At 60.7% G+C, this 22335-nt stretch carries 21 protein-coding genes and 1 pseudogene; 6 read left to right on the top strand and 16 right to left on the bottom strand.

Annotation, left to right across the window (positions count from 1 at the left end):
* Positions 1-4: 4 nt before the first annotated feature.
* The 6 genes from M5G20_RS29635 to M5G20_RS29610 are packed head-to-tail and all read right to left on the bottom strand — an operon-like array spanning position 5 to position 5008.
* Complete coding sequence (locus M5G20_RS29635) at positions 5-505, bottom strand: aromatic-ring-hydroxylating dioxygenase subunit beta (protein WP_273922053.1); 501 nt, start codon at positions 503-505, stop codon at positions 5-7.
* On the bottom strand, positions 502-1785 hold the full coding sequence (locus M5G20_RS29630) for an aromatic ring-hydroxylating oxygenase subunit alpha (protein ID WP_273922052.1): 1284 nt from the start codon (positions 1783-1785) through the stop codon (positions 502-504). The genes M5G20_RS29635 and M5G20_RS29630 overlap by 4 nt, the downstream gene beginning before the upstream one ends.
* A gap of 23 nt (positions 1786-1808) precedes the next feature.
* Positions 1809-2957 (bottom strand): amidase, encoded by a 1149-nt coding sequence (locus M5G20_RS29625; protein WP_273922051.1) that lies wholly within the window; start codon positions 2955-2957, stop codon positions 1809-1811.
* On the bottom strand, positions 2954-3439 hold the full coding sequence (locus M5G20_RS29620) for a nuclear transport factor 2 family protein (protein ID WP_273922050.1): 486 nt from the start codon (positions 3437-3439) through the stop codon (positions 2954-2956). The genes M5G20_RS29625 and M5G20_RS29620 overlap by 4 nt, the downstream gene beginning before the upstream one ends.
* A gap of 3 nt (positions 3440-3442) precedes the next feature.
* The gene (locus tag M5G20_RS29615; protein ID WP_046040355.1) at positions 3443-3814 is read right to left on the bottom strand and encodes a hypothetical protein; all 372 of its coding nucleotides are present in this window, start codon (positions 3812-3814) and stop codon (positions 3443-3445) included.
* A 30-nt stretch (positions 3815-3844) separates the two neighbouring features.
* On the bottom strand, positions 3845-5008 hold the full coding sequence (locus M5G20_RS29610) for an acyl-CoA dehydrogenase family protein (protein WP_273922049.1): 1164 nt from the start codon (positions 5006-5008) through the stop codon (positions 3845-3847).
* Positions 5009-5251: 243 nt separating this feature from the next.
* Here M5G20_RS29610 and M5G20_RS29605 point away from each other — a divergent pair, with 243 nt between their 5' ends.
* The 6 genes from M5G20_RS29605 to M5G20_RS29580 all read left to right on the top strand — a co-directional run bounded on the left by M5G20_RS29605 (position 5252) and on the right by M5G20_RS29580 (position 10452).
* A complete protein-coding gene (locus M5G20_RS29605; protein WP_273922048.1) occupies positions 5252-6733 on the top strand; it encodes a sensor histidine kinase in 1482 nt (493 codons plus the stop codon).
* 222 nt (positions 6734-6955) lie between these two features.
* Entirely contained in the window at positions 6956-8107 is a 1152-nt protein-coding gene (locus M5G20_RS29600; RefSeq protein ID WP_273922047.1) for an amine dehydrogenase large subunit, read from the top strand.
* A gap of 13 nt (positions 8108-8120) precedes the next feature.
* Positions 8121-8660 (top strand): MauE/DoxX family redox-associated membrane protein, encoded by a 540-nt coding sequence (locus M5G20_RS29595; RefSeq protein ID WP_273922046.1) that lies wholly within the window; start codon positions 8121-8123, stop codon positions 8658-8660.
* A gap of 5 nt (positions 8661-8665) precedes the next feature.
* Positions 8666-9286 (top strand): methylamine dehydrogenase accessory protein MauD, encoded by a 621-nt coding sequence (gene mauD / locus M5G20_RS29590; protein WP_075949195.1) that lies wholly within the window; start codon positions 8666-8668, stop codon positions 9284-9286.
* 18 nt (positions 9287-9304) lie between these two features.
* Positions 9305-9826: a methylamine dehydrogenase light chain gene (locus tag M5G20_RS29585; protein ID WP_027620621.1), complete on the top strand. Its 522-nt coding sequence runs from the start codon at positions 9305-9307 to the stop codon at positions 9824-9826.
* A gap of 104 nt (positions 9827-9930) precedes the next feature.
* Complete coding sequence (locus M5G20_RS29580) at positions 9931-10452, top strand: cytochrome C (protein WP_273922045.1); 522 nt, start codon at positions 9931-9933, stop codon at positions 10450-10452.
* A 135-nt stretch (positions 10453-10587) separates the two neighbouring features.
* On the opposite strand, the gene M5G20_RS29575 is transcribed toward M5G20_RS29580, so the two are convergent.
* The 10 genes and pseudogenes from M5G20_RS29575 to M5G20_RS29530 form a co-directional block, all read right to left on the bottom strand.
* Positions 10588-12261 carry a BCCT family transporter gene (locus tag M5G20_RS29575; protein ID WP_273922044.1) on the bottom strand — a complete coding sequence of 558 codons (1674 nt, stop codon included), beginning with the start codon at positions 12259-12261 and terminating at the stop codon, positions 10588-10590.
* 228 nt (positions 12262-12489) lie between these two features.
* Positions 12490-13737, bottom strand: a complete 1248-nt coding sequence (locus M5G20_RS29570) for an MFS transporter (protein WP_273922043.1) — start codon at positions 13735-13737, stop codon at positions 12490-12492.
* 24 nt (positions 13738-13761) lie between these two features.
* On the bottom strand, positions 13762-14133 hold the full coding sequence (locus tag M5G20_RS29565; protein ID WP_273922042.1) for an ethanolamine utilization protein EutQ: 372 nt from the start codon (positions 14131-14133) through the stop codon (positions 13762-13764).
* Entirely contained in the window at positions 14130-15458 is a 1329-nt protein-coding gene (locus M5G20_RS29560; RefSeq protein WP_273922041.1) for an NAD(P)/FAD-dependent oxidoreductase, read from the bottom strand. The genes M5G20_RS29565 and M5G20_RS29560 overlap by 4 nt, the downstream gene beginning before the upstream one ends.
* A 10-nt stretch (positions 15459-15468) precedes the next feature.
* Positions 15469-16725: an FAD-dependent oxidoreductase gene (locus M5G20_RS29555; RefSeq protein WP_273922073.1), complete on the bottom strand. Its 1257-nt coding sequence runs from the start codon at positions 16723-16725 to the stop codon at positions 15469-15471.
* Positions 16714-16878: pseudogene (locus tag M5G20_RS29550) on the bottom strand (rubredoxin); the annotation flags it as partial. The pseudogene M5G20_RS29550 and the gene M5G20_RS29555, both read right to left, overlap by 12 nt.
* 5 nt (positions 16879-16883) lie before the next feature.
* Positions 16884-18329: an aldehyde dehydrogenase family protein gene (locus tag M5G20_RS29545; protein WP_273922040.1), complete on the bottom strand. Its 1446-nt coding sequence runs from the start codon at positions 18327-18329 to the stop codon at positions 16884-16886.
* A gap of 11 nt (positions 18330-18340) precedes the next feature.
* Positions 18341-19528, bottom strand: coding sequence for an aromatic ring-hydroxylating oxygenase subunit alpha (locus M5G20_RS29540; RefSeq protein WP_273922039.1), 1188 nt, complete (start codon positions 19526-19528; stop codon positions 18341-18343).
* Positions 19529-19789: 261 nt separating this feature from the next.
* A complete protein-coding gene (locus tag M5G20_RS29535; RefSeq protein ID WP_273922038.1) occupies positions 19790-20707 on the bottom strand; it encodes a LysR substrate-binding domain-containing protein in 918 nt (305 codons plus the stop codon).
* Between the two features lie 194 nt (positions 20708-20901).
* Positions 20902-22257, bottom strand: coding sequence for a dicarboxylate/amino acid:cation symporter (locus M5G20_RS29530; RefSeq protein WP_273922037.1), 1356 nt, complete (start codon positions 22255-22257; stop codon positions 20902-20904).
* Between the last annotated feature and the right edge of the window lie 78 nt (positions 22258-22335).

The raw sequence follows: 22335 nt of genomic DNA, 5'->3' as shown, positions 1-22335 counted from the left end.
GTCCTCACAAAAGGAAGCCGAGCGCGCTCAGGCTGTCGGTGGAGTTGATCAGGCGCACCACTTTGCGCTCCAGCGACGGCACGCCATCGGTGAAACGAATGCGGTGATTGAGGTCGGCCACGAACGGCGTGTGCACGCCGCGTTTGTAGGCGTACAGCAACTGCGCGGAGTTGACTTCGACGATGTCCCCGGCCGCTTCCACCAGACGAAAACGCGAAACCGTGCGGATGGTTTTCGCCGCGTCCACCGCCGACGGCGAGTAGCCGGCGGTCAGGCGTTCGATGCGCAGGGCACGCATGCGCGCATCGTCGTAGGCGTAGTTGAGGGTCGCTTCGAAATCTTCGGTGTCCGGGTCGATCGGCACAATGTACTTGCCGCTTTCGCTCCACAACGTCGCCCATTCGGCGTAGTGCTTGTGGTCGAGCAGTTCGGCTTCGCGCCAGATGAATTCGATGGCCTGGGCCAACGGGCCGGAAAAACCGTTCAGGGTGTCGTGATTGCTCATTGGCTCATCATCCTTTTCCACATGTCGTAGGCACCGCGCATGCCGCCTTCATCGGTGGCGTGGCTGACTTTGTCGCCGTTTTCGGCAGTGATTTCGCGGTTCAGGCCGCGGTTGACCAGGATCGGCGCATCGACACCAGCGTACGATCCGCGCTGTACGCGGTCCCAGGCTTCGGCGTCGTCAGGGCTGCCGAAACCGAACGGGCCCTGGAAATGTTCGTGAATGCGCATGCGTTCGCGGTTGGCGATTTCCGGGCCGCCGTCCATGCCCAGGGCCACGTGGCGGATCTCGGTTTCGGTGACCGACACCGGGCGCAGTACGCGGAAGAACGACATCGACATCGCCACGTTGGGGAACAGGTTCAGGTTGAAACCGGCGCCGTGCAGCGAGCGCACGATGCGACGGACCTGATCGGCCGGCAGGGTTTTCGACAGTTCTTCGGTGACGTGGGCGAAACGCTCTTGCAGCTGTTCGGTGCCGTCGTCGTGATCGAGATCGACGTGCTCCGGCACCATGACCATCACACTGTGGCCGTTGCCCAGCGAGTGAGTCACGGCTTGTTCGTCGGTCATGAACGAGAGCATTTCCGAGGTTTCTTCATCCACCGATGACATGAACGACTTGTGCACGATCGGGAAGTGATAACCGTCGGTGGTGTTTTCCAGCTGGATCTTCCAGTTGCCCTTGAAGCTGAACTTGTGTTCGCCCTGGGTCTTGATCGGGTAACCGGCGCCCTGTTTCATGAACAGGTCCATCCAGTGTTTGGCGCCGCCGAGGAAGTCTTCCAGCGGTTCGATCTCGTCGTTGTAGCTGGCGAAGACCATGCCGGCGTAGCTCTCGACACGCAGGCTGGTCAGCGGCAGTTCGGACTTTTCCAGAATGCCTTCGTAGCCATCCGGATATGGCAGCGCCCGCAACTTGCCATCCAGGCCATAGGACCAGCTGTGGTACGGGCAGGTGAAACCGGTGGCGTTGCCCTTGTGCTTCTCGCATACGGTGGCGCCCCGGTGGCGGCAACGGTTTTCCAGTACGTTGATGGTGTTCTTCTTGTCGCGCACGACAATGACCGGGCGACGGCCGATGATGGCGGTCTTGAAGTCGCCGCTGTTGCGCACTTCGCTTTCGTGGGCAACCCACACCCAGGTGCGGTAGAAAATCTTCTCGAGCTCGGCTTCGAACAGCGCCGGATCGTTGTACAGCGAGACGTCGACGCGGTCGTGCTGGACCAGCTCTTCAGGGCTTTTCGACGTCGCGATCAGCTGATATTCATGAGTGCTCATGCGGTTCTCCTCATGGCTTCTTTTTATGATTTGTTTTTAGCGCCGGCGCGTTCACCGGCGATGCTTTGTTGCAGCTGCGCACCGAAGGCGCAGACCTGTTCGTCCTGACCCTTGCGGCCAACGATCTGCAGGCCGACCTTCAGCCCGCCGCAATCGAGTTCCACCGGTACCGTCAGGGCCGGGTGGCCGCTGAGGTTGAACGGCCGCACCAGCGGGGTCATGCCGGCCACGGCTTTGCTGCCGGCGCGGGCTTCGCTGAGGGTTGGCGGCAGGGTCGGCAGCGTCGGCAACAGCAACACGGCAAAGTCTTCCAGCGCCGCATCCACTTGCTGGGTGAACGCGGTGCGCACGGCTTCGGCCTGGGCCAGGTCTTCGCGGGTGGTGCGGCTGGCCGCCAGCAGGCGTGTTTCCACATCAGCGCCGATCAGGCCCTTGCCGGTCAGATGACCGAAGGCCGCCCAGTTTTCAAAATTGATCACGGTCAGGCCGGCAGCGAATGCCGCTTCGAACTCGCTCAGGTGCAGGTGGCTGCGACGCCAGCCGGCACGGTCGGCGGCGGCACCCAGGCTGGCTTTCAAGTGCGGGTCGCAAGCCACGTCGAGGAAACCGACCCTGGCGCCTTCGCCTGGCAAGCCTTGAGCGATAAAGCCCGGGCAGATCACCTGCATCGCCGCGATCAGGTCAGCCATGGATCTGGCGAACGGCCCGACGCAATCGAGGCTCGATTCCAGCGGATGCGCGCCGACACGGCTGACCCGACCGTAAGTCGGCTTGAGCCCCGCCACACCACAGCACGCCGCCGGTACCCGCACCGAACCACCGGTGTCGGTGCCGATGGCGATGTCCGCCAGGCCGGCGGCGACGGCAGATGCCGATCCGCTGGACGAGCCGCCCGGCACGCGATCCGGTGCTTGCGGGTTGATCGGTGTGCCAGTCCAGTCGTTGATCCCGGTGACGCCAAAGGCCAGTTCATGCAGGTTGGTCTTGCCAACGATCTGCCAGCCGGCGTCGAGGATCGCGTCGACCACTTCGGCGTTTTTGCTGGCGGCCGGTGCCTCGGCAAACGCACGGCTGCCCGAACGGGTCGGATGGCCGGCGATGTCGATGGAATCCTTGATGGCCACGCGTTTACCGCTGCCACCGAGCAGAAATTCGCTGATGAAAGTACTCATGCATCCGCCTCTGTGATGGAAAGCCCCGTATTGAACAGCCGTTGCGTGCGGAAATGCGCGATCAGCCAGACGCCGTCGACACAACGAAAATCGATGTTCAGACGGGTGCCGAACAACTCGTTGCGACCATCGGCATAGGTGGAAATCTGCTGCATGATCCACTGCCCCTGCGCCCCGCTGCCGTCGACCACGATCGACTCGCTGGTGAGGTAATGCAGGTTCAGCTTGAAATGATCGGACGGCGGCAGATAACCGCCGACAAATGCCGCCACCGCCTCACGCCCACGGTGTTGGCCGAAGGTCTTTGCGGTCTGGGTGCCGAGGCCTTCCCAGATCGCATCTTCGGTGAACAATTGCGCCAACTGACCCAGATGAATCGCCGCCCGCGGCACATCGCACAGGTCCATGTAGCGCGCCATCAAGCGGCGCACGGCACTTTCCCCTTCGAGCGTCGCCAGACGCTGCAGCAAGGCTTCGTTCATGGCTTACACCTTGGCCGCATCAGGGATGGTCAGCGGGCGACCGATACGCGCTTCGATCTTGGCGTAACGCCACAGGCTGTATTGGCCAACCGGCGTGGTGCGGAACAGGTTGCAGGCGTCGATCACCGACTGGTGGCAGTCGACGTCGGCCATGATGTACACGGTCCAGGGCGAAGTGGTCGAAGGGCCGACCATCAAGCGGTCGTCGTCCATGGCGCCGAGTACGGTGATGCCGGGCATCGCGCCGAGGTCGCCCATCATCTGGCTGAAGCCTTTCCACACGCTCAGGCCTTCGCCGGTGGGCAGGTCGAAAAAGTTCTGGGTGATGCCGATGCAGAAGACGACGCGCAGTGGTTCCTGGGTAGCTTGGGACATGCTGTTGATCCTTGAAAAAGTAATGAAAATTCAGATGTAGCCCGGGAACGGTGGCACGCCGAGGAACACCGAGCCGGCGCCGTCATACAGGCCTTCGCTGAGGAACGCGTGCTGGGTCACCACCATCGAGTCGCGCAGGTAACGCTGCAGCGGATGGCGCAGGTAAATGGCAGTGGTCCCCGCCAGGCTGTAGGCGCTTTGCACCACTTCGGCACCGGCCTGGGACACGTGAATGGCGGACAGGCGCAACAGGCTGGTTTGCTCCGGGGTGACCGGGTTGCCTTTGATGATCGAGTTCCACACCTGTTCGGTGGCGTTGTAGAAGAACCCACGGGCCGCAGCGAGCTTGGCTTCGGCCTTGGCGATTTCGATGCGCACGTAAGCGCGATCGGACAGTTTCGGTGCGCCGGTGATGCCTGAACCGCCAGCCATGCGGCTGATTTCATCGAGTGCGGCGCGAGCCAGACCGAGGTTGACCACCGCCAGCACTTGCGCGGCGTAGGCAATCGACGGGTAGCGGAACAGCGGTTCGTCGATGGTCGAGGCACCACCGCGGATGAACGTCCAGCGCTCGTCGACGCGCTTGTCGCTCACGCGCAGGTCATGGCTGCCGGTGCCTTTGAGGCCGACCACGTCCCAGTTTTCGACGATCTCTACGTGCTCCGGACGGAACACGGCGGTGCGTGGTTTGCCGCCTGCGGCGCCGATGCCGACACCGAGCAGGTCCGCGCCCTTGCAGCCGCTGGCGAATTTCCACGTGCCGTTGACCTGATAGCCGCCTTCTACAGCTTCCGCCGGTTGCAGCGGGAACAAGCCGCCGGCGAACACCAGGTCCGGGCTCTCGGCGTAGAGTTCAGCCAGGGTTTCCCGTGGCAAAGCGGCGAGGTAAACGCCGGCGCTGCCGAAACTGGCCACCCAGCCCGCCGAGCCGTCGGCTTCGGAGATGCGTTCGATCATTTGCAGGAACAGATGTGGCGCCAGGGCGTCACCACCGAAGCATTTCGGCGTGGCGGCACGGTAGATGCCCACGTGTTTGAAGCGTTCGATCATGTCCCTTGGCACGTGGGAGCCGGCGTCGAATTCTTCGCGGCGCTGGCGCACTTCGTCCAGGACCTGCGCAAAGGCCTGGCTGTCGACGACATTCTCGTCAACGCCGATCGATGCGTCTTGTTGCGCAACCGCTGAACGCAGCATGGGCATTCTCCGTTTTGATTATTGTTAGCGGGCAGCTCCTACCGGGGTGTGGATGCCCTTGCATTGCGGTCCAGTGTAAAAACCGCGTCCCGGCGCCACTATTGGTGCGTGCAGCCCCCGGACTAAAGAAAACCCCTAGGCCGACACCCCATACCTCTGAGCGCGTACCCATGCGCGAGCAGGTATAAAAAGCCATACTTCCGGCTCCACCGGTCGGAACCCTCTGCCGCCAAGGGCTGTGCGATGTATTTGCCAAAACCAAACGACTTCTATGCGCTGATCGAAGCCATGCCGCTGTGCATCATTCTTCACGATGCGCACACCAAGGAAATCCTCTGGGCCAACGCCGCTGCCCTGGCGGCGCTGGGCTTTACCCTGGAGGAACTGACGCCACTCAAAGCCCCGGACATGACCCGCGACGCACCGAAATATCGGCGTTCAGTGGGTTTGCGTTGGCTGGAGGGTGCCGCGCGCACCGGACAGCGCGCCATCGAGTGGTGCTATCGCTCCAAGCAAGGGGTGGAGATTCTTTCCGAGGCCGTGGCGACGCTGGTGCACCTGGAGGGCCGCGATGTATTGATGGTGCAGTTCCGCGACATCTCTAAAGAAGACAAGGTCAAACGCGACCTCAAACGCTTCGAAAGTCGGCTCAAGGCGTTCATGCAGGATTTGGCCGAAGGTGTCGCGGTGCTGGGGCCGGAGGGCGATATCCGTTTTATCAGCGACTCCGGCGCGCACTTGCTCGCCAGCGAAGTGCGCCAGCTGATGGGCAAGAACTTTCTTGCCTGGTGCGACGACGCTTCACGCCAGCGCCTGCTGCAACAGCTCGCCAACGAAACGCCGGAACATGCGCCGTTCAGCGTTCATTACAAAGTGCAACGACGCGACGGCGAGTGGCGCTGGCATGATGCAACTTGCCGCTACATCGAGATTGAGGACGACCTGGTCGGCCATCTGCTGCTGTTTCGCGATGTCACCGAACAGGTGCAGGCCGAAGAGGCGCGACGGGTCAGCGAACAGAAGCTCGAATACCTGGCGCGCTACAACGCCATGGGTGAAATGGCCGTGGCCATCGCCCACGAGTTGAGTCAACCGCTGGCGGCAACCCGTAATTTCATCGAAGGCACGGTGATTCGCCTGGGCAACGTGGCCGATGCCGACCCCGGCGTCACCTGGGGTTTGCAAAGCGCCGTGCGGCAAATCGAGCACGCCTCGGTCATCATCAAGAGCGTGCGCGATTACGTGGTCAAGCTTGAGCAGTCCGAAGAACTGGTGGACCTCAATGAGCTGCTGCGCGAAACCCGCTACTTCATCAGCTTGCGCGCCGATCCGAGTCTGGTGCGTGTCGAAATCGTGACCTCCCCCGAACCGCTGCGGGTGAGTTGCGAGAAGGTGCTGATTGGCCAGGTGATCCTCAATCTGGCATTCAACGCGATTGAAGAAATGGCTGACCTGCCGATCGAGCGACGCTTGTTGCGCATCCATGCCAGCACCGACAACGGCGTGGCGCTGGTGCGTATCGAAGACAGCGGGCGCGGCATCCAGGCCCAGGCGCAGGAGAAGCTGTTCGACGGTTTTTTCTCATCCAAGGTCAGCGGCAACGGCATCGGCCTCGCGCTGTGCAAGAACATCATCGGCCGTCATCGAGGCGATATCTGGGCGCAGAACCAGGAGCCTTGTGGCGCTGTTTTCAGCTTCTCCCTTCCTCTCGCTTCCGCCCTCTAAAAGCAAAAGATCGCAGCCTGCGGCAGCTCCTACAGGGTTCGTGTTTCTCCTGGAGCTGCCGTGGGCTGCGATCTTTTGATCTTTGGCCATCACTGGCACAGAGACACAAACACTTGGCAGGCAGGGCAATTCCCCCGATTGCCGGGCGAGGCACTATTCAATCGTCAGAATCTGCCCACTCACCCGCGATCCGCGTTACCAACAATTCAGGAAGTTCCCCTTATGCGAACAAACAGGATCTCCGTACAGTCAGCGCTAGGCCTGAGCCTGCTTGTACTCGGTTTGAACAGTGCCCGTGCGGACCTGCCGGCCGACACCGGCATCGGCCAGACCACCCTGGCCTTCCCCGCTGAACCGCACCGCGCGTTCGTCGTCGATGTCGAGTTCGAAAGCTTCGTCGCCGGCCGTATCACCGTGGTCAACCCGGATCAGAAACGCGTGCTGGGCATGGTGCCGACCGGTTTCGCCGCACCATCGGCCCTGAGCCATGACGGCAAGCTGATCTACGCCGCGGACATCTGGTATTCCCGTGGCACCCGCGGCACCCGCACCGACGTGCTGACTGCATGGGACACCTCGACCCTGTCGCCGGCCTGGGAAGTGTTGATTCCGAACAAGCGCGCCGAGTCGCTGACCCAGCGCTATGGCCTGAAGACCAGCGGCGATGACCGATTCGTCTACGTCTACAACTTCACCCCGTCGACCTCGGTGACGGTGGTCGATACCCAGGCCAAAGCCGTCGCCAGCGAAATCGCGATCCCTGGCTGCGTGCTCAACTACCCGGTCGGCAAACGCCGTTTCGCCTCGCTGTGCGGCGACGGCAGCCTGCAAGTGGTGACCCTCAACGATCAGGGCCAGGAAACCGCGCGCAACCGCACGCCGTTCTTCGACCCGAACGCCGAGAAACTGGTGGAGCGCGCGGTCAACGTCGGCGACACCTACTACTTCACGACCACCACCGGCACCGTGCGCGCCGTGGATTTCTCCGGTGACACACCAAAAATCCTGCCGAGCTGGTCGCTGACCACCGACGAGGAAAAGAAAGCCGGCTGGGCACCCGGTGGCTGGCAGCTGATGGCCGTCGCGCCGAAGCTGAACCGCCTGTACGTGTTGATGCACGACGCTCACGAACCGATGAAATGGGAAGACCCGAGCACCTTCATCTGGGCCTACGACCTCAAGACCATGAAGAAAATCGCCACCCTGGAAGCCCCGGCTCCGGTGTGGAGCATGCAGGCAACCGGCGACGACAAACCGCTGTTGCTGGGCACCGATGTTGAAGGTGGCCTGCAGATCTTCGACCTCAAGACCAACAAGCACACCGGCAGCATGGCCAAGGTCGCCAAAACCGCGACTCAGGTCATGAGCTACTAAACGAGGTTCGGCCATGCAATCAGATCCGATCTTCATCATTGCCAGCGCACTCGCCATTTCGGCGCTGCTGGCCAGTGCCGCCACCCACAAGGTACGGGCGCCGGCACGCTTCGCCAAACAGCTGACGGACTACCAACTGCTGCCCGCGGCGCTGGTGCGTCCGAGCGCGCGGTTGATTCCGCTGCTGGAACTGGCCATTGCTTTCGCGTTGCTGGTTCCGGTCAGCCGTGGCTGGGCGGCGCTCAGTGCAGCCAGCCTGCTGGCGCTGTACGCCGCCGCTATCGGCATCAACCTGTGGCGCGGTCGTCGTGACATCGACTGCGGCTGTGCCGGTCCCGACCAGGCGCAACCGCTGCGCCCGGTCCTGCTGCTGCGCAACAGCGTGCTGGTGGCGGTAGCGCTGCTGGCCAGCGTGGCGCCGGTGGTGCGTGACATGACGGTGTTCGATGGTTTTGTGACCGTGGCCGCCGCCGCTGTTGCGCTGCTCATCTACGCCGCGGCCGCAGGCCTGATGGCGAACTCCCCTCTTCTGCTCAAATTGATTGGTAGGTAATCAAAATGGAAGGCTTGATCGTTTCCAACGTATTGCTCTGGGTACTGCTGGTGGCCGTGGCGTTTGTCGTCATGGGCCTGGTTCGTCAGATCGGCGTGCTGCACGGCCGCCTGGCCCCGGCCGGCGCGCTGATGGTCGACAAAGGCGTGGCCGTCAACGAAGCCGCCCCGCAGATCACTGCCGCTGACCGTAAGGGTCGTCCGGTGAACTTCGGCTATGCCGGTGAAAAATCGCAACTGCTGTTCTTCCTCTCACCCACCTGCCCGATCTGCAAATCCTTGCTGCCGGCGATCAAATCCATCGCTAAAGAACAGGCCGGCACGCTCGACGTGGTGTTCGTCAGCGATGGCGACATGGACGCCCAGCAAGCGCTGATCCGTGAGCACAAACTGGAAGACGCCACCTATGTGGTCGGCCCGGAAGTGGGCATGACCTACCAGATCGGCAAACTGCCGTACGCCGCGCTGATCGACAAGTCCGGCACCCTGCGCGCCAAAGGCCTGGTCAACTCCCGCGAGCATCTGGACAGCCTGTTCGAAGTCGAGCACTTGAAACACGCCACGCTGCAGCAGTACCTCAATGCTCAGCCTCACGATCATGACCACAGCCACGGCCATAGCCACTGATAAGGCAGGGAGACGTTTATGAAACTGCTGGATCTGTTGTTCGAGCGCTCGACGCGCCGTGTTGCCGACACTACTTCGCGCCGCAAACTGCTGTCGCGCATGGGCTCGCTGATGGTGGCCGGTGCCGCCTTGCCCCTGCTGCTGCCACTGGATCGCACCAGCAAAGCGCTGGCCGCCACTGACCCGAAGGCCGGTGATCCCGGCGATCCGAACAGCTGCGACTACTGGCGCTACTGCTCCATCGACGGCTTTCTGTGCAGCTGCTGCGGTGGGTCGGTGACGTCCTGCCCACCGGGCACCGAAGCCTCGCAAGTCACCTGGATCGGCACCTGCCGCAACCCGGCCGATGGCAAGGACTACATCATTTCGTACAACGACTGCTGCGGTAAGCAAAGCTGCGCCCAGTGCGCCTGTACCCGCAACGACAGTGAAGAGCCGGCCTACCGCCCGTTCAACAACAACGACGTGAACTGGTGCCTGGCCGCCAAGTCGCACATCTACCATTGCACCGTTTCGATCATCCGTGGCGTGGCGGTCTGACACGCGCTTTACCGCCGGTTGCCTGGGCAATCGGCGGTTTTTTTCTTTATGCGTCTGCTGTTTTTTATTTTGGTAAGACCTGCCACCCGCTAAAGGTACTTGTCATGCGTATGTTGCTTTCCCTGGGCCTCGCCTGCCTTCTCATCACCCCGCAGGTCAACGCGCGGGCCATTCCCAATCCCATCCAGCGCCACGCACCGGGCAACGAAGAGGCGCAAAAGCCCATCGCCGAAGCCAACTACAGCGTCGGCGTGAACTATCAATTGCAATGCGCCGGTTGCCATCTGGGCGACGGCAGCGGTTCCGCGGCCAACGACACACCACGGATGAAAGGCTTTGTCGGCAACTTCCTGAAAGTCCCCGGTGGCCGCGAATTTCTGGTGCGCGTGCCGGGCATGTCGCAGTCGGCGCTGAACAACGCGCAACTGGCGGATCTGCTCAACTGGCTGATGCGCGAAGATGGCATGGCCGGCAAGAGCGTTCCGGCGAATTACCAGCCCTACAGCGCTGATGAAGTCGCGACTTTGCGGGCCAAGACCATGCTCAACCTGCCTGGCACCCGCGGCGAGCTGATCAAGGCCATGCGCGTACAAGGCATCGCGATTGATGACGGGATGAACTACTGAGTCGACCTGAACGCGATCAGCCTGATTTGCCGGTACGCATCGATCAATTGCTCAAGGCTGAATGCCAGACAAAAACTGAAACCGTCAGCCTGAGCAGACGGTTTCGGTTTTTTCTCCAACTGCGATCCAACAGGTTTATGCGGCAGTCAACGGTACACTCGACGGTGCTTCGCGGCGGTCGGCCTGATCAAGCGCCTGGCTTGGAAAACGATCCACCGCTGGCGTCCACGCCGGCACACTCGGCATCTCCTTGCGCAGGCTGTGAATCAAGGTGTAAGACATCACCAGCAGCAACATGGCTATGGGCAATCCGGCGGCGATGCTTGCCATCTGAATGGCCTTGAGTCCGCCGGCGAGCAGCAGGCCCGCCGCAATCGCCCCTTCCAGAATGCACCACAGCAACCGGATCCAGTTGGGCGGATTGGTGCTGCCCAGGGCACACAAGGTGCACAACACCTGGGTGCCGGCATCTGCCGTGGTGACAAAGTGCACACCCAGCAATACGCACACCAGAATCGAGAGGATGGCGCCAACCGTAGGGCCATCAAGCGACTGAACCAGCGTGAACATCGCCGCCGTGGTTTCTTTCTTGGTGGCAAGCAGCACCGTGCCGCCTTCGAACTTCGGTTGTTCCTGACCCACTACCTGGCTGGCAACCGATGCCTGATAAGCCTGGCGATCCTGCTGTTCGTTTTTCAGGGCAGCGCCACCGAACACCGACATCCACAAAATGGTCACCAAGGTCGGTACGACCAATGCCCCGATTACCAGTTCACGGATGGTCCGGCCTTTGGAAATCCGCGCAATGAACAGGCCGACAAAAGGCCCCCAGGTCATCCACCATGGCCAGTAGAACGCCGTCCACCAGTTTTGCCATTCGGTGTCTTTCTGGGTGTCCATCCAGAAGCTGAGGCCTACGATGTTTTGTACATAGTCACCGGTGGATTCAAACATCAAGTTGAGGATGTAACGCGTTGGACCGATGGCCAGCACCGCCAACATCAAAATAAATGACAGATACATATTAAGGGTGGAGATCCGCTTCATACCTTTGGACAACCCGGCAAGTAGCGAAATACAGGCAATAATACTGACAACCAGAATGATGGATAACTGCAATCCGATACTGACCGGAATGCCGAACACTTGATGCAGCCCGGTATTAATCTGCGCAACACCCAGGCCGAGAGACTGTGAAACACCAAAGGCAGTAATCACCACACCCATGATATCGACCACATGGCCGATCCAGCCGTAGATGCGGTCGCCAATCAGCGGATACAGCAGCGAACGCAGGGCCAGCGGCAGGCCCTTACGGTACGCGAAATACGCCAGGCTCAGGCCGATCATGGAAAAAATCGCCCACGGGTGCAGGCCCCAGTGGAACAGCGTGATGCGCATCGCGATGGTCGCCGACTCGTCCGTCAAACCCTTTGAAAACGGGTTGTCGGCGTAGTGCAGCATGGGCTCGGCAACGGACCAGAAGATCAAGCCGATGCCCATTCCCGCACTGAACAGCATGGCGATCCATGAAGCGAAACTGAACTCGGGCCGATCGTGCTCGGTGCCCAGTTTGAGATTGCCGAAACGGCTGACGGAGATATACAGCAGCAGACCGAGTACGCCACTGATCAGGGCGATGTAATACCACTTAAAGTTATGCAGGATAAATACCGAAGCCATTTCAAAGGCCTTGGCTGCCTGCTCATCTTTAAATGCACAAAACAGAACAAATGAGATCACCGCTACTATCGAAGCGACTGTCACATTCGGGTTCAAGCCTTTTAACATGCCTGATTGCGCACGCATTGTTTTCCCCTTTTGTTTTTGTTTAAGGGTTTTAGAGAGTATTCCGCAAGATACTTATCCCTTGATATCGAATGACATCAGAGGGCTGTATATCTTCGGATTAATTCCGGTCTAACTCGGTTTTGGCAGCATCGCCAAGTTGATTGAAACCTGACCATCGTTCAAACCATTTTTAATCACCGACTCATGAGAAAAACGCATCAATAAATCCGGCTCGCCCTCCTCTATTTATCGCCTGTCGATGCACTCACCCACGGGGTCACCCACCGACACCAGGTTAGAGCTGGCAATCCCGTTTGGCGTCACCGGGTGCTGCAGCGGCGCATCCTTTTGCAGGTGCTTGCCTGTGACCTTCGCCTGGCCCACGCACAGCGCGAGCAACGCGGCACTGCCGGCATAGAAAAAGTAGAAGCTTGAGGTGCCGAAGAACTCCATCAGCACCCCCGCAATCAGCGGACCGATGCAGGCACCGACACCAAAAGTGATCAACAACATGCCCGACAACGAAACGCGCAAGTGCGGCTCCATGTTGTCGTTGGCCAACGCGACGCCCAACGGATACAGGCAAAACTGCAAGAAGCCGATCGCCGAACCGAACCACAGCAGGGTCACGAATGCAGGCGTTTGATTGAAGGCCAGCGGCAGGCTGATGAGTACCAGCAAGACCGCCACCGCGCGGATCAGACTGGCACGCGGCAGCCGATCCGAGAGCCAGCCCAACGGCAACTGCGCCAACAAGCCTGCCCCGATGGTCAGCGCCATGAACTGGCCGACCTGTGCTGTTTCCAATCCCTGCTTGCTGGCATAGATCGCGGCCAGCCCGTAGAAGCTGCCGTTGATCATGCCTGACACCAGAATCGTCACCAGGGACTGCGGAATGCGCCGCAGGAACAACCGCAGGTCGATCGAAGCCGCGGGCACCGCCGTCGGATGGGCGCTGCGAGTGAGCGCCACCGGCACCGAACACAGCGCAAACACCATCGCTACCCCCAGCAGCGCACGGATTCCCAACCCCTCGTCGAGACTCAAGGCCAACTGACCGAGCATCATCCCGACGTAGCTGGCGACCATGTACAGCGCCAGCACGCTACCGCGCTGCTCGGTCCGGGCCTGATCGTTGAGCCAGCTTTCCAGCACCATCAACTGGCACATCATCGCCAGCCCGACCAGCCCCCGCAGCACCAGCCAGAAAGGCAGCGACGTGCTGAATTCATGCGCCAACACCGCTGCCGCAATCAGTCCGGCACAGGCTGCATAGGTTCGAATATGCCCGACCTGTGCGATCAGGCTGCGCCCGACCCAGCCACCCAGCACCATCCCCAACGCATTGGCGGCCATCAACGCCCCTCCTGCCGTTTCACTCGACCCCATCGCATTGAGGCGCAGTGCCAGATAGGTCATCAGCAAGGTCGATCCCAGCTGCATCAACAGGCTGGCCAGATAAAGCGCACCGAAGGTTTTTGTCAGTCTTATCACCGTGCGATCCCCGATCATTGCGCTTCAAGCCAAGCCGTGAAGTTGCTTCCAGTTGCCGGGGTGAACGACGTACCCGAACAACGCATGCCCGCCATACACCAGTTCGGTGCCTTCGGGGATCCACAGCAATTGCCCGGGGGTGACTTCAAAAAGCTCGTCACCGACGCGCAATTCGAAGCAACCTTCGATCACGAAAATCACTTCGTCGTACAGCACCGTCCAGGCCACCTGCGCGCCTTCCCATCGGGCGAAACCCACGCCGATGTTCGGCGAGACTTCGTTGCTGAGTGCCCGCGCCACGTACGCGGCGCCGGGGGGACCGCCACGGAAGGTGAAGTCCAGGTCCTGATGGTCGATGCGCAGCACCGGGCTTTTGCCTTTGGCCGGAGGGTTCATAGCTCACTCCGGCTGTTCCAGGCCGCCAGATGAATACGCGAGCGAACCCCCAGTCCGAGGAACGGCTCCGGCGGATTGAGCGACGGCATGCCGGTCACGGCGCGAATATCGTTGAGCTGCGCCGAATCGGCACCGACGGCAAGATCGGCGAGCATCGTCCCGGAAATGGTGCCCCAGGCTGCACCGACGCCGTTGTCGCACGCTGACGCATGAACGCCCGGCTCCAGCTCGCCAAAGAAATTGGTGAAGTTGCGCGAGATCGCATAAACGCCGCCCCACGTATGGCTGAAAGGCACGTCGGCCAACTGCGGAAAGCGCGCGAGGAAAGCCTTGCGGTGCGAATCACGCACTTTCGAACGCATGCCATCGCTGGTGCTGCGACCGTACTTGGGCACGTGTTTGTAGGTGTTGCGAATGATCAGCCGGCGATCCTGAGTCATGCGCACAGTCGTGCCGGCGTGGTCCGCCGGGGTCAGGCCCCAGTCCAGTTGGCCGCCATAGGTGGTCAGCTCTGCATCGGTCAACGGCCGGGTCCAGCTGGCGAAGGTCATGACCGGCAGCAGGCGATTGCGCAGATAACCAAACTCCTGGGTGAAGATGCTGGTGCCCAAGAGCAGTTGCGGCGTGCGGATCAATCCCGCCGTGCCATGCAGAATCCAGCCGCCTCGACCGTCACGCTCCAGACGCTGGATGGGGGATTCTTCCAGCAATTCGACGTTGCCCGGCAATGTACGAGCCAGGCCAGTGACCAGCGCCGCCGGTTGCATCAGGTAGCAGCCGGGGGTGTAGATGGCGCCGCTGTAATGGTCGGTGCCCAGGACCTTGGCCAGCTCCGAGGAGTCGGCCCGGCGAAACGGCTCACCGAGGTCGCTCATCAGCCGCTCGAAGTGATCCAGGTAAGCCAGGCCACGCGCCCCGACCGCGCCTTGGTATTTGCCGGCATGGGACCACTGGCAATCGATGCCGTGACGTTGTACCAGCCCTTGCAACTGCGAGATCGCGGCGCGGTTGAGCGACAACAAACGCTGTTTGTGCGCAGGATCCGGATGCTCCAGGGCAAATTTGTGCGGCAGGTCGATCACAAAACCGGAGTTGCGCCCCGAGGCGCCATGGGCGACCCGTTGCGCATCCACCAGCAGAATACGAGCCTGCGGATGATGCTCGGCCAGGCGACGGGCAGCGGCGAGGCCGGCGAAACCCGCGCCAATCACCGCGTAGTCTGCACGCTGCTCACCGGACAGGCGTTGGCAGGACGGTTGCTCGGGCAGCGCGGCGTACCAGCCGCAGCTCGAGTCGTCGAATGGCAGATTGATCGTGTTTTTCATGATTCGAGCCTCAGGCTACCGCCTGCTGGGAATGCTGACAGGACTGCAGCAATGCGCTGCGTTGCGTTTGCGCTTGACGACCGAGCAGGACAAAGCCATTGAGCTTGCCCGCCGCGTCGTAGAATCCGGCACTCAAGCCGTCCTCGGTCAGCGTGCAGCGCCATTCACCTTCGCCGGCGTTAGCGGGTGCCAACAGACACAGCGGCGCCGCCGGCGTCTTCACCGTTACCGGCATTAACGGATAGTCGACAGCCGTGGGTTGGCCAAGCAATGTCTTGCTCAACGCAGCAATGCCTTGATTGATCGGCGCCAGATACGGCAGCAGTTGCCCATCGACCTCGATGCAATCGCCCAATGCGTAGATGCCCGGTACCGAGGTTTGCAACTGAGCGTTCACCTGAATGCCCCGTCCAACCACCACACCGGCACTCTCTGCCAGGCTCACATCGGGACGCAGACCGACGGCAGACAGCACCAGATCAGCCTCGATGGTCTGACCATTGGCGAGTTTCAAACGATAACCCTGCGCGGCGGAATCGATGGCCTCCAAGGTGTTTTGTAGATGCCATGTCACTCCCAAATCACTCAGAGCGTTTTGCAGCACCTGCCCCGCCTCCGCCGGCAACAGGCGCTCCATCGGCCAACGACCCAGGCCGATGACATCGACGCTGAAACCGTTATGGGCCAAGTCGTTGGCAAACTCGCAACCAATCAGGCCATCCCCAAGGATCGCGACGCGTCTTACGCCTGTCAGACGCTCACGGAACCCCTGGTAATCCTGCAGGTTATTGACGCTGATCAGCGCCGAACTATCGCCCTCGATCGGCAAGCGAATCGGCTGCGCACCGCTGGCAAGCACCAACTGGCCGTATTCCATTTCACCGAAGCTGGTACGCAGGCGCCGTGCCGCACTGTCGATACCCAGCACCTTGCAGTGCGGATACACGCGGATGTTCAAGCGCTGCTCGATTGCCAGCGGTGATTCGCCGGACAATGCCTCGGCGCTCTTGCCCTGGGACAGTCCGATCGACAGCGCGGGTTTCGAATACAGGTGACCGGACTCTTGCGTCAGCACACGGATCTCGACTTTGGGATCTGCCTTGCGCAAGGCCTGAGCCAGCCCATAACCGGCATAACCACTGCCGATGATGACGATTGGCTGGCGTGGCGACGCAGCAACCGCAGGTGCCGCCACCGCGAGCGGCGGCGTACTGACCGGCACGCTGACGGCCGTCACCGCCTGCGTGTATTCACTGATATCGAGCATCTCGAAATCTGCCTTGCCGACGTGGCATTCGGGGCAGACCCAATCCTCGGGAACATCCTCCCAGCGCGTGCCGGCGAGAATGCCATCCTCGGGCCAGCCCAGAGCCTCGTCGTAAATCAGACCGCAAACGATGCATAGCCAAGTTTTGAACATGGTGTTCACTCCCCAGCAATCCGGATCGCTACGTTCTTGGTGCGCACGTAGCTGTACAAGGCTTCCTGGCCCTTTTCCCGACCGAAGCCCGACAACCCGACACCGCCAAACGGCGTTTCGATGCCGCCGGCATACCATTCGTTGACGAACACCTGGCCAGATTTAAGGCGGCGCGTGCAGCGCATGGCGCGACTGATGTCCTGAGTAAACACCCCGGCCACCAGGCCAAACTCGGTGCCGTTGGCAATCGCAATGGCTTGCTCTTCGGTGTCGAATGGCATGATCGCCAGCACCGGCCCGAACACTTCTTCCTGGGCGATGCACATGTCGGCGGTGACGTCGCGGAATACTGTCGGGCGCATGAAGTGCCCCGCACGGTCAGCGAAAGCCTCGCCACCGGTAATCGCCACGGCGCCCTCTTCGATCGCCCGTCGGCACAAGGCTTCAATACCCGTCAGTTGCCCGGCGCTGACGACAGGGGTGAGGTCGGCATTGTCCTGACCCAGCCCGACACTCAGCCCTTCAGCCATGGCGACCACGGCCGCGACCACGTCTTCATAAATCTCGCGCTGCACCAGCAGGCGCGACATCGCCGAACAGACCTGGCCGGCATTGAAGAAAATCCCCGACTGGACGCTGGCGAGCAGTTGCTCCCGATCCGCATCGGCGAAGGCAATTGCAGCAGATTTACCACCCAGTTCCATCACGCTCGGGATCGCATGCTGCGCGGCATCACGCAGAATCGACTGGCCCGTCGGCACGGAACCGGTGAACACGATCTGGTCGACGGCACGATGGCTGACCAGATACGAACCGACTTCACGACCTCGCCCACAAATCAGGTTGACCGCGCCGTCAGGCAAGCCAGCCTTGGCAATGGCGCAGATCAGCACGCACATGCCCAACGGCGAAAGCTCGGGGGACTTGATCACCACCGCGTTACCCGCCGCCAGAGCCGGCGCCAGCGAACGGGCGCAGATCGACACCGGGAAGTTCCACGGCACGATTTGCGCCGAAACGCCCATCGGGTCGTACAGGGTGAAGTCCATGTAGCCGTTGCCCAGCGGAATCGAAGTGCCCTCGATCTTGTCCGCCATGCCGGCGTAATACTCGAAGTAGCGCGCCGCCTCGACGAACTCGTCCCTGGCGTCGCTCAGGCGCTTGCCGTTTTCCTGGCACAGCACCCAGGCGCCCTCATCCGCCACGGCGCGAATCTCCTCGGCAATGCGCAACAACCAGGTGACGCGCTGCGCCGGACGGGCGCGAGTCAACACGCCGCTGTCGGCACAACGACGAGCTGCCAGCAACGCACGCTCGGCATCGGCCACGGTGGCCTGGGCGATGGTCGCGACCGGTTCGGCGGTGCCGGGGTTGTTCACCGTCAGGCGCTGGACGCTGTCGCTCCATTGCCCGTCGATGTAGTTGAGCCAGTGAGAGGCTATCGGATACATGGGAGCTCTCCTCAGGCAGAAGGCGTGGTGGCGAGCAACTGACGTGCAGCCCACTGGTGGAAAAAATGCGTCGGGATGTCCATTTCCGGCGAGAACGCTCCGCCCTTGTAGCCGGGGGAATGACGGCCTTTCTGCATGCCTTCCACCGAGCTGATGTCTTCGGCGAACACCACTTTCCAGGATTCCAGAATCGCATCGCGGCAAGCGCTGTACTCTTCGCTGCTCGCGGCTTCGTCGCCTACGTAGAACAGGCGCAGGTGCTCGATGGTGCGTCCCGGTGCAACCGGCTCCAGCTGCATGGCGAAGGCATGGTCAGCCTGGATGCCGAGCAACACGTTGGGGAAGAACGCGACGTACTCGGCATTTTTCAGACGGTCCAGCGGCCAGCCCGGAAAAGTCGGCAAGTGCGTGCCGGCAACGTCCGACAGGTTGTAGGCATAGCTGCCCTGACCGGCGAAGTGCTCGTCAAAAATGATGTTGTAGTGATCTTCCAGGCGCGAGTACGAGTTCAGGCTCGGGTGCACCCACGGCAAGTGGTAGGCCTCGCAGTAGTTTTCGACGGCCAGTTTCCAGTTGCAGTTGATGTCCAGCGTCGTGGCGTCATGACCGGGACGACGGCGCAGCAGGCTCATGCCGTCTTCACCGAGGAACTGGGTCCAGCGCTGAGTCAATGGCGCCAGCATGTCTTCGAGCGGCTGCGCATCGCCGGACAGGTTGATGAACACCATGTCCATCCAGATCGCGCTGCGAATAGCTTTCAAGCCATGTTTTTCACAGGCGAAACGCTCGTCTTTGTGCTGGTCGATGCCGCCAACGTGAGGCGTGCCGCGCAACCCGCCGTTGAGGTCGTAAGTCCAGGAGTGGTAAGGACAGCGAATCACGCCCTGCACTTCACCGGCCTCTTCCACCAGCTTCATGCCGCGGTGGCTGCATACGTTGTGGAATACTTGCACCAGGCCTTCGCGGTTGCGCATCAACAGCAACGGCAGGCCCATGAAATCGATGGGCTTGACCGAACCGGCCTTGCCCAGGTCGCTGGCGAAACCGACGCAGGCCCAGGTTTTGCCCAGGACCTGATCGCGCTCAAGTTCGAAGTAACGTTGCTCAGTGTAGAACTCGTTGCTCAGGCCGGTGGCTTCATGGATCGGATTGAGGACGGTTTCGAGATGATGCACAGGAATTTGCTGGATGCTGCTCATTATTGTTTTCCCCTGCTGGGCACGGTTTGGATGATCGGCGGGCGCATGGGCCCGGGGTCCGCTGGCAGCCAGTTTGGGAAAACAGAGGGGGTGTCGACAAACGATATTTCCGGCGCGATTCATGACTTATTGTCATAAATATTCAGGGCCGATTGGGGTTCTATTGCACGCTTTTGACGAGCATTGGGTCGAGGCAAAAAAAATCGCCCGGCATCAAAATGCCGGGCGATTGGGAGTGGACATACAAGCTGGGTTCCGGCGTTACCGGGTGTCCTCTGCGGGTGGAAGCTGGTTCAACAACCAACTACGGAAACGTTTCACGCTTTGCCGCATCCCCCCGCGTGCCAAGGGTTCCAGCAAGCAAAACTGCGCATCGGTTTTCAGTACGGTATCGAGCGGACGGATAAGCGCGCCGCTCTGCAGATGATCATCGACAAGGTTGGACCAGGCCAGTGCAATGCCCTGCCCGCTGATGGCCGACTGAATCAGCATCGAGTAACTGTTGATGTTGATCCGGCGTTTGGGCTCGACGTTTTTCAAGCCCTGGCTGCGGAACCAGTCCGGCCAGCCAATCCAGTCGCGTTGCGGGTCATCGAGAAAAAGCCAGGTACAGGCGGCCAGGTCCTCTGGCTTGTTCAAGGCAGGATATTTGGCAAGGTAGGCAGGACTGCAAACCGGATAAACCTCTTCGGAAAACAATGGCGTGACCTGCATGTCCCGTGGCGGTGTCTTGCAGTAATACAACGCCAGGTCGCAATCGAGACGGGAGAAATCCTTGACTTGGTCATGGGCGATGATCCGCAGGTCGATCTCTTCATTCTCCCTTTGAAACTCGGACACTTTTGGCAAAAGCCACAACGAAGCCATGGCGGTACTGGTGGCGACTGTCACCTGTTCGGCGCCCTGCCAATGGCGAATCTCACCGGTGGCCTGTGCCACTTGCAGCAAGGAAGCACGCACCGTTTCATAGTATTGAATGGCAGCCGGGCTCAGGTGAATCGTACGAGTGGTGCGCTCGAACAAGACCTTGCCCAGATAATCTTCAAGCAGCCGAACCTGTCGGCTGATCGCACCTTGCGTCACGTTCAACTCGTGCGCAGCCAAGGTGAAACTCAAATGACGTGCCGCCGCTTCAAACGCGACCAGACTATTAAGTGGCGGTAATGGATGGATTTTCATACAAGGCAGATCACGTCGTTATTGTGGTTTTATCGCGGCATATTAGCCCCTGTTGCAAGAGGTGGACAGCGCGGTTCCGGACCGACACTGATTACTGTGGGAGCCAGCCTGCTAGCGATGAGGCCAGCACATTCAACATCCTTGTTGCCTGACGCGCCGCCATCGCGAGCAGACTCGCTCCTGCACTGGATTTTCTAAGCGCCGGTTGCCGTTTTCATTTTGTTTGTCAGCGGTGCAGCGGCTATCGATGACGAGGCAACCACCTCTTTGACCTGCGCGGCCTCAGGCTTTTCCTCAACAACCTCACCATTGAGCGCCTTGTGCATTTTCACCGTATCCAGCGCTCCCACCCATTTTGCAATCGCCATGGTGCCGACGCCGTTGCCGATGGTGTTGGTGATCGCCCGCGCTTCCGACATGAAGCGGTCGACGCCCAGCAACAAGACCATGCCAGCCACCGGAATAGTCCCCAGCGACGACAGAGTGGCCGCCAAAATGATGAAGCCGGAACCAGTGACGCCCGCCGAGCCCTTGGAGGTGAACATCAGCACCGCCAGCACGATCAATTGATCGGTCAGGGTCAGCGGCGTGTTGGTCGCCTGGGCAATGAAAATCGCGGCGATGGTGTAGTAGATCGCCTGCCCGTCCGGGTTGAAGGTCAGGCCGGAAGGAATGATCATTCCCGCCACGGGTTTCGATACGCCAGCCTTTTCCATTTTCGAAATCATCTGCGGCAGCACCGATTCCGACGAACTGGTACCCAGCACCGTGAACAGTTCTTCCTTGATGAACTTGAGAAACTTCCACAGGCTGAAACCGCTGTAGCGGCAGATGGGGCCGAGCACGAAAATCACGAACATCGCGCAGGTCAGATACACGCAGGCCATCAGCTTGCCGAGAGAGAACAGCGAGCCGAAACCGTACTTGCCGATGGTGAACGCAATGGCGCCGAAAGCCCCGATTGGTGCCAGGCGCATGACCATGTTGACGATGCGGAACATGCCCTGCATCAGGCTGTCCAGCGTGTCGACGAAGGGTTTGCCGCGCGGTCCGACATGGGCCAGGGCGATACCGAGCAGGATCGAAAACAGCAGGATCTGCAGGACGTTGCCCTTGGCGAAGGCGTCGACGATGGTGTCGGGGATGATGTTCATGACGAAGTCCATGAACGAGGCATGTTTCACTGCTGTGGTGTAGGTTGCCAGGCTGGAGGTGTCCAGCGTCGCGACATCGATGTTCATCCCTGCGCCGGGTTTGAACACATCCACCACCACCAGGCCGACCACCAGTGCCAGCGTCGATACGACTTCGAAGTACAGCAACGCGCGAAAGCCGACGCGCCCCAGTTCCTTCATGTTGTCCATGCGCGCAATACCCGTGACCACCGTCAGGAAAATCACCGGAGCGAGGAGCATTTTGATCAGTTTGATGAAGGCGTCGCCCAATGGCTTGAGTGCTGCGCCGGTTTCGGGAACGAACACCCCGACGATGGCGCCGAGGATCACCGCAATTAGCACTTGTACGTAGAGTTTGCCAAATATTCTTTTCATGACAGGGCCCTGATTTTTTATTGTTGTCAGGAAATGCCCAGGGGTCAGGTCAACGGACCTGCCCCTCGGCGTTGTGCC

It is taken from the genome of Pseudomonas sp. TNT2022 ID1044 (genome assembly GCF_028656895.1).
GTDB lineage: Bacteria > Pseudomonadota > Gammaproteobacteria > Pseudomonadales > Pseudomonadaceae > Aquipseudomonas > Aquipseudomonas reinekei.
This window is presented reverse-complemented; position numbering and strand designations above follow the sequence as displayed.